Origin of the sequence: Burkholderia sp. Ac-20345 (assembly GCF_017104825.1) — a bacterium.
GTDB classification, from domain to species: domain Bacteria; phylum Pseudomonadota; class Gammaproteobacteria; order Burkholderiales; family Burkholderiaceae; genus Burkholderia; species Burkholderia lata_B.
On record NZ_JAAGPO010000046.1, the window covers coordinates 30961 to 43573 of the forward strand.

General features: G+C 63.9%; 10 protein-coding genes. 7 read left to right on the plus strand and 3 right to left on the minus strand.

All coding sequences use genetic code 11. The annotated features are described in order from the left end of the window. Nucleotides 1-11: 11 nt before the first annotated feature. From G3O06_RS18355 to G3O06_RS18385, 7 genes are all read left to right on the plus strand, one after another. Nucleotides 12-347: a DUF596 domain-containing protein gene (locus G3O06_RS18355; RefSeq protein WP_205817042.1), complete on the plus strand. Its 336-nt coding sequence runs from the start codon at nt 12-14 to the stop codon at nt 345-347. Between the two features lie 237 nt (nt 348-584). Continuing rightward, complete coding sequence (locus G3O06_RS18360) at nt 585-2024, plus strand: UbiA family prenyltransferase (RefSeq protein WP_205817043.1); 1440 nt, start codon at nt 585-587, stop codon at nt 2022-2024. Next, nucleotides 2021-3217, plus strand: a complete 1197-nt coding sequence (locus G3O06_RS18365; protein ID WP_241020117.1) for a hypothetical protein — start codon at nt 2021-2023, stop codon at nt 3215-3217. The genes G3O06_RS18360 and G3O06_RS18365 overlap by 4 nt, the downstream gene beginning before the upstream one ends. Further along, nucleotides 3214-3552 carry a small multidrug resistance protein gene (locus G3O06_RS18370; RefSeq protein ID WP_205817045.1) on the plus strand — a complete coding sequence of 113 codons (339 nt, stop codon included), beginning with the start codon at nt 3214-3216 and terminating at the stop codon, nt 3550-3552. Before G3O06_RS18365 ends, G3O06_RS18370 begins: the two co-directional genes overlap by 4 nt. Before the next feature lie 17 nt (nt 3553-3569). Beyond that, nucleotides 3570-5315 carry a ShlB/FhaC/HecB family hemolysin secretion/activation protein gene (locus tag G3O06_RS18375; protein WP_205817047.1) on the plus strand — a complete coding sequence of 582 codons (1746 nt, stop codon included), beginning with the start codon at nt 3570-3572 and terminating at the stop codon, nt 5313-5315. A 481-nt stretch (nt 5316-5796) separates the two neighbouring features. Beyond that, nucleotides 5797-8391, plus strand: coding sequence for a bifunctional lysylphosphatidylglycerol flippase/synthetase MprF (gene mprF, locus G3O06_RS18380; RefSeq protein ID WP_205817048.1), 2595 nt, complete (start codon nt 5797-5799; stop codon nt 8389-8391). After that, a complete protein-coding gene (locus tag G3O06_RS18385) occupies nt 8388-9668 on the plus strand; it encodes a virulence factor family protein (protein WP_205817049.1) in 1281 nt (426 codons plus the stop codon). The genes mprF and G3O06_RS18385 overlap by 4 nt, the downstream gene beginning before the upstream one ends. A gap of 78 nt (nt 9669-9746) precedes the next feature. On the opposite strand, the gene G3O06_RS18390 is transcribed toward G3O06_RS18385, so the two are convergent. From G3O06_RS18390 to G3O06_RS18400, 3 genes are all read right to left on the minus strand, one after another. Then, a complete protein-coding gene (locus G3O06_RS18390) occupies nt 9747-10178 on the minus strand; it encodes a DUF934 domain-containing protein (RefSeq protein ID WP_205817050.1) in 432 nt (143 codons plus the stop codon). After that, the gene (locus G3O06_RS18395) at nt 10175-11959 is read right to left on the minus strand and encodes a nitrite/sulfite reductase (protein WP_205817051.1); all 1785 of its coding nucleotides are present in this window, start codon (nt 11957-11959) and stop codon (nt 10175-10177) included. The genes G3O06_RS18390 and G3O06_RS18395 overlap by 4 nt, the downstream gene beginning before the upstream one ends. 197 nt (nt 11960-12156) lie before the next feature. Beyond that, nucleotides 12157-12552 carry a hypothetical protein gene (locus tag G3O06_RS18400; RefSeq protein ID WP_205817052.1) on the minus strand — a complete coding sequence of 132 codons (396 nt, stop codon included), beginning with the start codon at nt 12550-12552 and terminating at the stop codon, nt 12157-12159. Between the last annotated feature and the right edge of the window lie 61 nt (nt 12553-12613).

A 12613-nucleotide genomic window follows, 5' to 3' on the forward strand; every position in this document is an offset into this window, starting at 1 on the left:
AGTGTTCGACGATGATGCATGATGATCGCTACAGATTTATTGTTAGTTATGTTGAGGGAATGGCTCTCGATGCTGTGTGGCTATATCTTCAGGATGATGCACCTGAGTATTTTGAAAGAAAGGCGTTGTTTTTGTGGGTGGTGGGGCGAATGTTGGATGAAGGAGTGATTTGTTTGGGAAGATTCGGGATTGGATTACATGTAGGAAGCCGTGAGGCCGTTGGTTTGTTTGAGAACGCTTTTCCTTTGCGTGAGATCGAGATTGATCATGGTGTATGGTTCTTGGGGGGAGAGTGTCCTGCGGAAATTGGTTGGATTGGGGGCGATGGGCGAGTGTATTGGGCATGATTTGTGGGAGATGTATCGATTGGGTTATTTTTGTGGTGATTTATTTTTTTCGTAAAATTTATAATTGATTTTTGTTGGTTTTTTGTTGATTTGTAGTTTGGGTGTTGATTGGTTGGTGGAGTAAATTATTTGAGATCTGTTGTTTAAATTCAGTGATTGATAAAGTTTTGTGCTTTTGGTGGTGAGAGGGGTTCGGCCTTATCGATGGTCGAAATTGACGCTAAAAAATCAGATTAGATGCGAGAAACCAACAAACTTCCACTTGTCGTCGACCTCGACGGCACGCTGACGCTATCGGACACGTTGATGGAGTCCGTGATCCGTGTCGTCAGGCGTAAGCCATCAAACCTGTTGCGCTTGCCTTTCTGGCTCGCTGGCGGTCGCGCTGCGTTCAAAGTCAAGGTTGCGGAACATGCCGATTTTCGCGCGGAGTTGCTTCCTTATCGCGAAGCACTAGTCGACTATCTCGTCAACGAACGCAACTGCGGTCGCACGATCGTGCTCGCGACTGCCGCGCATCGTTCTATTGCTGAGGGTGTGGATGCACATCTCGGCCTGTTCGATTTCGTCATTGCGTCCAGCCATGACACGAACCTGAAAAGCGACGCCAAGCTCGCCGGCATTCGCCGAAAGATCGGCGACGATTTCGTCTATGCGGGCAACAGCAGAGCTGATTTGCCGGTCTGGGCCGGCGCAAACGCAGTCGTTCTTGCCGGCGTCGAGCCTGGCATTGCCGCGGCGGTCCGAAGCAGCAAGCCGGTCGAGCGAGAATTCTCGAATGTACGCGCGACCTTCTCGACATGGTGCAAGGCACTGCGCGTCCACCAGTGGCTCAAAAACCTGCTCCTGTTCGTCCCGCTGCTGACGGCATTCGCCTTTCTCGACACAGACAAGGTCGCCACACTCGTGCTCGCATTTCTATCGATGTCGCTCGGCGCGTCTGCCACCTATATCGGGAACGATCTCTGGGATCTCGACAACGATCGCCGACACCCCCGCAAGCGCGACCGCGCATTCGCGAGCGGCACGTTGTCGATTGCAAAGGGCATGGGCTGCGCAGCCGTGCTGCTACTCCTGGCTTTTGTACTGGCATTCGCGGTATCGCCCGCATTCGCCGGCATGTTCGCGCTGTATCTGGTGCTGACGACAGCATATAGCTGGCGCCTGAAATCGATCGTGCTGCTTGATGTCCTCGTACTTTCACTGCTGTACACCTACCGGATCGTCGCTGGAGCCATCGCGGCGGAAATCACGGTCAGCCGCTGGCTGCTTGCGTTTTCCGTATTCGCCTTCCTGAGTCTCGCGCTCGTGAAGCGCTGCTCCGAGCTGGTGCTTTTACGTCAAAGCGACAAGCGAACATCGGCAGGCCGCGATTACCGCGTGGGCGATCTCGAAGTGCTCTGGCCGTTCGGTATCGGCGCGTCGCTTGCCGCAGTGGTCGTGTTCGGCCTTTTCATCAACGCACCTGAAACCGCCGCACGCTATGCGGTTCCGCATCTGCTCTGGTTTGTGCAGATCGGCATGATCTATCTGTTCGGACGGCTCTGGATCACGACGGTGCGCGGCGCCATGCACGACGATCCCATCGTCCATATCCTCGAAAACCGCGGTAGCTTCAGCATGCTTTGCGTCATGGTGGCGATCGTGCTGGCCGCTCACTTCCTGCCGGCTCCATGAGTGTGACGGAAAAGAACCAGAACCGGGTGCGAGCATTCTGCCGCTTCGCCATCGTGTACGTACTGCTGTTCGTGTGCGCAGGCAACATCACCAACAGCGTGCTGTTGAAATGGGGTTTCCGCGACGACCAGAAGGGCAACTTCGCAACCAGCTACAGCCTGGTCGGCATGATGAACGGCGATGCACCGAAGCCGTATGTCTATCGCTCGTCGTTTCCGCACGCAGCGAAATGGATCGCCGAGCAACTGGACTCTGCGAAACAGGGCAAGTTGTTCAAATCGATCAAACGGCACGACTCTCTGCGCAACGCCTATTTCACGAGCGTGCCGGATGAATACTGGACGCCTGTCGCTGCGCTGGTCTACCACATGACGTACATCGCGATCGTGTTGTCGACATTGTTTGCGCTGTTGCTGATCTACAAGCTGGCGAGGCTTCACGGTCTGAGTTTCGGGCATTCGGTCGGCTTTCTGGCCGCGTTCAGTTTCGTCTATCCGCTGACGTTTCAGCAGGGCGGCTACTACTACGATTTCTTCGAACTGCTCGGCGTACTGGGTGCCTGCTATTTCCTGCTGACGAAGCGCATGCTGGCCTGCACGCTGACGATTGCCGTGTTCTCGCTGAACAAGGAAACGTTCTTTCTCGTTCCGCTCGCGCTGTTCCTCCTGCACGAGCGGGGTGTGGCAGTGTCGAAGCGGATCGGCTGGCTTGTACTGCAACTCGGAATCTGCATCGCGACCCGGCAATTCATCATGAGCGGATACAGCGGGAACGCGGGCGGATTCGTCGAGTATCACGTGTGGGACAACCTGAAGTTCTGGTTGAATCCCCAATCCTATCTGTCGTTCTACAACCTCATCGGCAAAGGCATCTTTACTCCGAGCCTGGAGAATCCGCTGATGCTCGTGCCGCTTGCGGTGTTCTTTCGGGCCGCTTGGCGTGCGACGCCAACGCGCTACCGGCGCTATTTCTTCGCAGCATTTCTGCCCGTGCTGGTGCTGTTCGTCTTTTTCGGCTACAGGGACGAAGCGCGAAACTTCTCGATCGTATTTCCCGCGATCGTGTTGATTGCGCTGCATGGCGCGAACCGCTTCAACGCAATCTTCGTCGCCAGCCCGGACGCATCGGATGACAGCCGGGGCCTGTCCGATCGTCGGCCTGACGGTGTAGTGACGATGGAAGCCGCTCGATGAACTGGGTGATTGTTGTCGCGAGTGGCGTGTTTGGCGGCCTAGCCGGCGTATTGCTGAGAGTTGCCGCGCTCAAGGGGATCGCGCTCAGCGAATCGAACGTGCTGCCATGGATTGTGCGCGGCGCCGCCGTTGCCGCTTACGGGGTCGGCTTCGTGCTTTACGCGGCCGCACTGCGCAAGACCACGCTCGGCACGGCGTATCCAACCATGGTGGCGATCTCCATGCTCGTGGTGTTGACGTTCACGGCGCTGCACGAGCACTTCTTGAAGCCGATGCAGGTGGTCGGCGCAGTTGTCATCCTGATCGGCGTCTGGATCGTCACGCGGTACGCATAACCGAGAAAACCGAATACATGAAGAACAAAATCCGGGGAACCAACCTTGTTGCAGCCTCCTTGCTGCTTGCATCGGCCGGCGTATCCGCGCAATCGATCCCGTCGGGCGCGGTGCCGACCACCAACGACCAACGTGCCCGGGAGCAGGAGCAAGCGCGTGAACGCGAGCGGACCGTGTCCGCGCCGGCCGTGCGTTCGTCGGTGTCGGAAAGTGCTGCTTTTCCGACTCTGCCGACCGAAACACCGTGCTTCCGCATCGACAACTTCACGCTCGACGTCCCCGATTCACTACCCGACACAGTAAAGTCCCAAGGCGCATCTGCACTGCCGATGGACCGCTTCGCCTTCGCCCGTGACTGGCTGAGCCACTACGCAGGCAAATGCGTCGGCAAGCAGGGCCTCGACGTACTCGTCAAAGGCCTGTCCCAGGCGATCCTGTCCCGCGGCTACATCACGACCCGCGTCCTGCTTCCCGGGCAGGATCTCTCGACCGGCACCCTCAAGCTCGCGCTGATCCCCGGCGTAATCCGCCACGTCCGCTTCTCCGACGAAAAACTCCGAGGCACCTGGACAACCGCGTTCCCGACCCGCGACGGCGACCTGCTGAACTTGCGCGACCTCGAACAGGGCCTCGAGCAGATGAAACGCGTATCGAACCAGGACGTCTCGATGCAGATCGTCCCGGCCGACACGCCCGGCGAAAGCGACGTCGTGCTCGACGTAAAACGCGGCAAACCGTGGACCGTCGTCGCATCGATCGACAATTCCGGCACGCGTTCAACTGGCCGCCTGCAAGGCAACCTGTCGGTCGGTATCGACAACCCGCTCGGCCTGAACGACATCTTCAACATCGGCGTGAGCCAGGATCTTGAACTGGGCGACAAGCGCCTCGGCTCGCACGGCTGGAACGGCTTCTACTCGATCCCGTGGGGCTACTGGACGGCGACGCTGTCGGCGTACACGAACACGTACTACCAGCAGATCGCCGGTGTGAACCAGACCTTCGTCGCGAGCGGCAATTCGAAGACGGTCGACTTCAAGCTGAACCGCGTGTTGCTGCGTAGCCAGAACGACGTGTTCGGCGCGCAATTCCGTTTGTCCCGTCGTTTCGGTCAGAGCTTCATCGAAGACACCGAAATCCCGCAGCAGCGCCGCAACAATACGTTCTTCGAGATCGGACTGACCGACCGTCATTACCTTGGCGGTGCACAGTTCGACGGGATGCTCGCGTACCGGCAGGGCATCGGTGCATTTGGCGCGCAGGACGACATGCTGGCGGCGGAGGGTGGCCCGACGTACCGCTTCCGGATGGCCGTGCTCGACGCCAACTTGTCGGTGCCGTTCACCATCGCCAAACAACCGTTCCGCTACGTCGGCACCTTCCACGGCCAGTACACCGGCAACACGCTGTACTACATCGACGACCTGACGATCGGCAGCCGCTACACCGTGCGTGGCTTCGACGGCGAGACGATGCTGGCCGCCGCACGCGGCTTCTACTGGCGCAACGAGTTGCAGATGCCGATCGGACAGACGGGGCAGGCGCTCTACGCGGGCCTCGACTACGGTCGCGTATGGGGGCCGCAGCCGGTTGCATTGGTCGGCACGCAACTGGCAGGCGCGGTGATTGGCGTGAAGGGTAGCGTCGGCACGCGGTTTGGTGCGTATGCGTACGACCTGTTCGCCGGTACGCCGGTCTACAAGCCGTCAGGTTTCCCGACCGCGCGTGTCACATTCGGTTTCCAGCTGACGGCGCAGTTTTAGCGACGAAGGTCACGCAAGAGCAGCGCGCCATCGCCGATTGCGAGACAGAACGGCACAAACCGGACATCGGCTGTCCTGCCAACGGAGTGGCAGCAGGCCGTCAGCCGACCTGTCCCCATTCCCGGATAGCCCGCCAGCCTCATGGTTTTATCCTCGCCCGCAGGGCGCCGCCCGGCAGTTTTCTCCCAAATGCATCACAAGTCATTCATCCGATGAAAAAACCCCTCCGGTTCCCGGTATGATGCGCACCTTGCGTTTGTCGGACGCGATATTTTTTATGCGATTTTGATGTGCGAGGCGCCACAAAACCGCACAATGCGAACCTGAAAGATTCTGTAATATAAATTCCGTATACTCGTAAGTTCTGATCCAGGCGCCGCCTGCCACTTCCTTCGGCCGACCGCCCACGCAGAACAACCAGATACGTCGCCGCCTGGCCGTCTTGCGCCGCGACACGCTATGCACCACCACTGAACAACCTATGTCTTCCCGCCACTCTGGTTCGCCCGGCCGCGCCGCGGCGGTGATCGCCCGTGCCCGGGCGTTGATCCGCAACGAGCGTGTGCTGTCGCCGCTGCTCGCGCTCGGCATCGGCCTGCTGCTGATCGTGGTTTTCCAGCACCTGTCGGAATCCGTCGACTACCGGTCGGTGATCCGCCAACTGCGTCACATGTCCGCCGGCGAGTGGGGTGCTTCGCTGGCCGCGACGGCCCTCAGTTATCTCGCACTTGTCGCCCGCGACGCGGTCGGCCTGCGCTATGTCGCCGCGAAGGTACCGCGCGTCGCGCTGTGGATCGGCGCGATCGCCGGGTCCGCGCTCGGTAACGCGACCGGCTTCGGCGCGCTGACGGGCGGCGCGGTGCGCGCCCGCGTGTACGGCGTGTCGGGCGTCACGCCCGCGCAGATCGGCCGGATGACGGTGTTCACGAGCGGCACGCTCGCGCTCGCGATGGTGTGGATGACGGCGATCGGCATGGTCTGCGTGCCGGAGGCGCTCGCCGCGATGCTGCACGTCGCGCCCGGCGTGCTGACGTGGACCGGCGCGGCGCTGCTCGCGGTGCTGGCCGCGATGGTGGTGATGTGCGGCAATACCGCGCGTCCGGTCGTCACGCGCTTCAAGTGGCTGTCGTTCGACGTGCCGGCGCGGCGCGATCTCGTCGCGCAGGTCGTCTATGCGGTACTCGACGTCGTCGCGGCGGGCCTGACGCTGTGGGTGCTGCTGCCGGCCGCGCCGGTCGGCTTCCCGACCTTCATTACTGTTTACGCAGCGGCGTTGCTGCTCGGGATGATCGGCCATACGCCGGGCGGGATCGGCGTGTTCGAAGCCGCGATGGTCTTTACGCTCGGTCGCGAAGTGCCGCCGCACTCGATGGTCGCCGCGCTGATCGCGTATCGCGCAATCTATTTCGGCGTGCCGCTCGTGCTGTCGGCCGGCCTGCTGGCCGGTTTCGAAGGCCGCGCGCTGCGGCGCCGGCTCGTGACGCGGCAGGCCGTGCGCGTGTCGCAGCTCGCGCCGGTGTTCCTGAGCCTCGTGACGTTCGCGGTCGGCGGGATGCTGGTGATCTCGAGCGCGACGCCTGCGTTCTGGTACCGGATCGCGATCCTGCGTCATCTCGTGCCGCTGTGGGTGCTCGAAGGCTCGCAGGTGATCTGCAGCGTGCTCGGCGTTGCGCTGCTGTTCGTCGCGCGCGGGCTGCTGCGCCGCCTCGACGGCGCATGGTGGATGACTTTCGCGCTGACGCTCGCCAGCCTCGCGCTGTCGCTGGCGAAGGGGCTCGCGTTCGTCGAGGCCGGCGTGCTCGGCACGCTGCTGGTGCTGCTGCTGGTCAGCCGTCGCCGCTTCAACCGCCATTCGTCGCTGCTGGCCGAGCGCTTCACGGTGAGCTGGTTCGTGTCGGTGGCGATGGTGCTGATGCTGGCCGTGTGGGTGCTGTTCTTCGCGTTCCGCGACGTGCCGTACACGCGCGAGCTGTGGTCGCATTTCTCGTTCGACGCGCGTGCGCCGCGCGCGCTGCGCGCGACGCTCGCGTCCGGCGTGTTCGTCGCGCTGTTCGCGCTGTGGCAATTGCTGCGCCCGGCGCCGGGCCGCTTCGTGAAGCCTGCGGAGCAGGATCTGTCGGATGCCGAACGGATCATCCGCGCGCAGGAATGCAGTGATGCGGGCCTCGCGCTGATGGGCGACAAGTCGTTCCTGTTCTCGGAGTCCCGCCAGGCGTTCCTGATGTATGCGAAGAACGGCCGCACGTGGGCCGCGCTGCACGACCCGGTCGGGCCGCGCGAGGAATGGCCGGCGCTGATCAGCAAGTTCATTGCGCTCGCACACGCGCATAGCGGCCGTGCGGCGTTCTACCAGGTGCGCGCGAACGCGCTGCCGCTGTATCTCGACGCGGGGCTCACGCTGATGAAGCTCGGCGAGGAAGCGCATATCGCACTCGAGCGGTTCGACCTGAAAGGTTCGAACCGCTCGCACCTGCGCTACGCGCTGCGTCGCGGCGACAAGGACGCGCTGACGGTCGAGGTGATCTCACCGAGCGACGTGCCGGCCGCGCTGCCGGCGCTGCGCGACATCTCGGACGGCTGGCTCGACAGCCGCGACGCGCGCGAGAAGAGCTTCTCGGTCGCCGCGTTCCACGACGGCTATCTGGCGACGCAGTCGGTGATGCTCGTGCGGCAGGCCGACAAGCCAATCGCGTTCGTCACGTTCATGACGACCGACCTCAACACCGAGGCGACGGTCGGCGTGATGCGCCATCTGCCGGACGCGTCGCCGTACGCGATGGAATATCTGTTTACGCAGCTCGCGCTGCATCTGAAGGAAGCGGGCTTCCGCAAGCTGAGCCTGGGTATCGCGCCGTTCTCGGGGATGGGGGCGGCGAAGATGCCGTCGCCGTTGCACCGGATCGGCCTGATGGTCTGGCGCTTCGGTGGCCGCTTCTACAACTTCCGCGGCTTGCGCGCATTCAAGAGCAAGTTCGAACCGCACTGGGAACCGCGTTACCTCGCGGCCTCGGGCACGGTCGGCGTGTTCGTCACGCTGGCGGATCTGTCATTGCTGGCTGGAGGTCGGCGTTCATGATGTCGAAGAAGGGAATCGCGCGGGCGGCAGCCGCCTGCGCGGGAATGATGCTGGCCGGCGCCGCGTGCGCCACGCAGCCAGCCGCAGTGAAGGCCGAAACCGTTTCGGGCGGCCGCTATGGGCCCGTGACGGTGACCAAACCCAGCGGGCCGCTGCGCGGCTTCGTCGTGCTGTTCTCGCGTGAGGCCGGCTGGAATGCGGCCGACCAGCAGGCCGCCGACGCGCTCGCGAAGGCCGGTGCGATGACGGTCGGCGTCGATTCGGAGCGTTATGCGACGAATCTCGCCGCGAAGCAGGAGGCCTGCCACCACCTCGACGGCGACGCCGAGGCGGTCAGCCACCAGCTCGAACGCCTTGCGCAATCGTCGCGCTATTTCACGCCGATCGTCGCGGGCGTTGGCCAGGGCGGCGCGATCGCGAAGCAGATCCTGTCGATGGCGCCGGAGAACACGATCGCGGGCGTCGTATCGGTCGGTCCGGCCGCGAAGCTCGATCCGCGCTTCAAGCCGTGCCCACCCGATCCGACGATCGTGCGCCGCGCGATGCCGGGCTTTGTCGAAACGGCGGCCGCGGGTGATTCCGCGAAGCTCGTATCGCTCGTCACGTCGCATCTGCGTGACAGCAGCAGCGGGGACGAGCTCGACGTGTCGGACCTGCCGCTCGTCGAGCTGCCGGCCAAGGGCGGCAACGGCCAGCTCGCGATCGTGATTTCGGGCGACGGCGGCTGGCGCGATCTGGACAAGACGATCGCCGAGGCGCTGCAGCGCGACGGCGTGTCGGTGGTCGGCATCGACAGCCTGCGCTATTTCTGGAGCGAGAAGCCGCCGGCGCAGGTGAGCCGCGATCTCGCGCGCGTGATGCGCACCTACATGGCGCGCTGGCATGCGAACCGCGTGGCGCTGGTCGGCTACTCGTTCGGGGCGGACGTGATGCCGTTCGCGTACAACCGGCTGCCGGCCGACCTGCGCGACAAGGTCGCCGTGATGTCGCTGCTCGGCTTCGCGCCGGCCGCCGATTTCCAGATCCGCGTGACGGGCTGGCTCGGCATGCCCGCGAGCGACAAGGCGCTGAAGGTCGCGCCGGAAATCGCGAAGGTGCCACCGCAGCTCGTGCAGTGCTTCTATGGCGCGGAAGAGAAGGACACGATGTGTCCGGCACTCGTGAACACGGGCGCCGACGTGGTCAAGACGCAGGGCGATCATCACTTCGGCCGCGACTACATCGCGCTCGAGAAGAAGATTCTCGGCGCGTTCGGCAAGCCGGTGGCGGCACGCTGAACGCCGGCGCCCGCTTCGCGGCGGGCGCCGGCCGGCAGCTTCCGGTTCATCGTACGGGCGGCCTGCGGGCCGCCCGTTTCATTTTCCGGCTGGCGTTGCCGCGTCCTGCTGCGGCGTCGCCGTTCGCGCATCGTGCTGGTAGAAGCCGGGGAACCGGTCGAGTTGCCGCCGCGCGGCCGTGATGTCCGTGCCGTCGCCGAGCACCGCGCTCGAAAACCCTGTGCGCTCCATCAGCAGCAACTGGTCGACCAGCACGTCGCCGGTCGCGCGCAAGTCGCCCGCGAAGCCATAGCGCTTGCGCAGCAGGTACGCCTGGCTGTACGCACGGCCGTCGGTGAACGACGGAAACGCGAGGTCGATACGCGCAGCCTGCGCGATTTGCGCGGCGAGCGGCGGCAGTTCCTCGTCGTTGCCGATCGTCAGCGTTGCCGCGTCGTGCTGCTGCGCGTCGCCGGCGTGTTCGGCCGGCGTCAGCAGCCGGATGCGTGCGGTCGGGTGCGCTTGTTTCATGCGTGCTCCACCTGATGGCGCGCGTCGTTCGCGGCGGCCTTGAAGGGTTCAATGCCGACGCGGCGGACGGTGTCGATGAATCGTTCGCTGCGGCCATCGTCATCGATCCGCGCGTCGAGATACGCGTTGACGATCGCGTCGACGACATCGACGATCTCGTCCGCCGAAAACGACGGGCCGATTACCTTGCCCGGCCGCGCGGGGCCGCTTGCGGTCGAGCCGTCCGAGCCGCCGAGCGTGACCTGGTACCACTCGGCGCCGTCCTTGTCGACGCCGAGGATGCCGAGGTGGCCGCTGTGATGATGGCCGCACGAATTGATGCAGCCGCTGATGTGCAGGTCGATGTCGCCGACGTCGTGCAGCATGTCGAGATCCTGGAAGCGTTCGGTGATCGCGTCGGCGATCGGGATCGAGCGTGCGTTGGCAAGCGCGCAGAAGTCACCGCCCGGGCACGCGATCATGTCCGTCAGGAGTCCGACGTTCGCGCTCGCGAGCCCGATGGTGCGGGCGTTTTCCCACAGCAGGAACAGGTCGTCGACGTGCACCCACGGCAGCACGACGTTTTGAGTGTGCGTGACGCGTGCCTCGCCGGCCGAGAAATGGTCGACGAGATCGGCGAGCGCGTCGAGCTGGTCCGGCGACGCGTCGCCCGGTGCCTGCAGGCGGCGCTTGAACGACAGCGTGACGATGCGCAGTGCCGGGTCGCGGTGGTCGGCGACATTGCGTGCGAGCCAGCGCGCGAAGGCCGGATGGCGTGCCGCCTGGGCGGAAATGCGCAGGTTCGCATCGCGCAGGCTGGCCGTGCGCGGCTTGAGCCGCGGCGGGACGAACGATGCGGCGACGCGGTCGAATTCGACCTGCGGAATCGTGTGCAGCCCGCCGTCGTGATCGACGATCTGGCGGAACTCCTCCTCGACGTCGTCGATGTAACGCTGCCCCTCGGTCTTCACGAGGATCTTGATGCGCGCCTTGTACTTGTTGTCGCGCCGTCCGTAGCGGTTGTACACGCGGACGATCGCCTCGATGTAGTTCATCACGTGTTGCCACGGCAGGAACGCGCGCAGCAGCGTCGCGATCATCGGCGTGCGGCCCATTCCGCCGCCGACGCTCACGCGAAAGCCGAGCGCGCCCGCGTCGTCGCGCACGAGCTTCAGCCCGACGTCGTGCCAGTCGGTGGCCGCGCGGTCTTCGGCCGCGCCGGTGATCGCGATCTTGAACTTGCGCGGCAGGAACGCGAATTCGGGGTGCAGCGTCGTCCACTGGCGCATCACTTCGGCGAACGGGCGCGGATCGGCGATCTCGTCCGGCGCGACGCCGGCGCGTTCGTCGCACGAGATATTGCGGATGCAGTTGCCGCTCGTCTGGATGCCATGCATGTCGACGGTCGCGAGCAGGTCCATCACGTCGGCGGCTTTTGCGAGCGGAATCCAGTTGAACTGCACGTTGGTGCGCGTCGTGAAGTGCGCGCTGCGGGTCGGCAGGCGCAGCGTGCCGAGCAAGGACTGTGCGTCGCATGCGGCGCGATAGATGGCGTCGTCGGGCACATCGTAGTCGCGCGCGATCCGCGCGAGCACGCGCAACTGTGCGCTCGACAGTTCGCCGTACGGTACGGCCACGCGCAGCATCGGCGCATGGCGCTGCACGTACCAGCCGTTCTGCAGGCGCAGCGGCCGGAACGCATCTTCGCTCAGTGTGCCGTGCTGCCAGCGTTCGAGCTGGTCGCGAAACTGGGCGGCGCGGCTGTGCACGAGCGCCCGGTCGAAAACGGTATATCGATACATGACGTGATACGCGAGTGGAGCCACGGCGCGAAGCGCGCAGCTCGGGAGAGACGTTGCGACGGGTGTCAGGCAACCGGAGACAGCGTAGGGAACGCAGTGAGGCGGGACAAGCAGCAGATGGGGACGAAAAGGGCGCAGCAGATGGCCGGCGTGACGACGGCGCGGGCCGGGCATGCGTGCATGCCCGTGGCGGGTGTTTATACTGCGGCGTCGACGACGAGTGCCGGATCGAGCGCGCGGATGCGCTGGTCGATGAAGTAGCCGCCGCCTTCCTGGTAGCGCAGGAACAGGCGGCCGCACGAGCGGCAGCGGTTGACGGTGCAGCGGTTGTACGGGAAATGGCGCAGGGCGATCGGCGCGTCGTCCGACGCGTAGCGCGTGCCACCCGGATGATATTCGGCGTAGGTCGGCTCCGTCTCGCCGGGCGGCACGAGCGTGGCGACTTCGGTCAGTTGCGCGCCCTGCAGCGACAACGGCAGGGTCGTCCATCCGGCGAGCGGCGTTTTCGTGCAGGTGCACGGCTGCGTGACGTGCGCGGCTTCAGCCGTCAGTTTCAACAGCGCGTCGTGATCGAGGTAGGGCAGTTGACTCATCGGAAATCATGAAGGGCGGCGGGATCAGCACTGTAACCCGCGCGTGGATTGCGTGCATCGT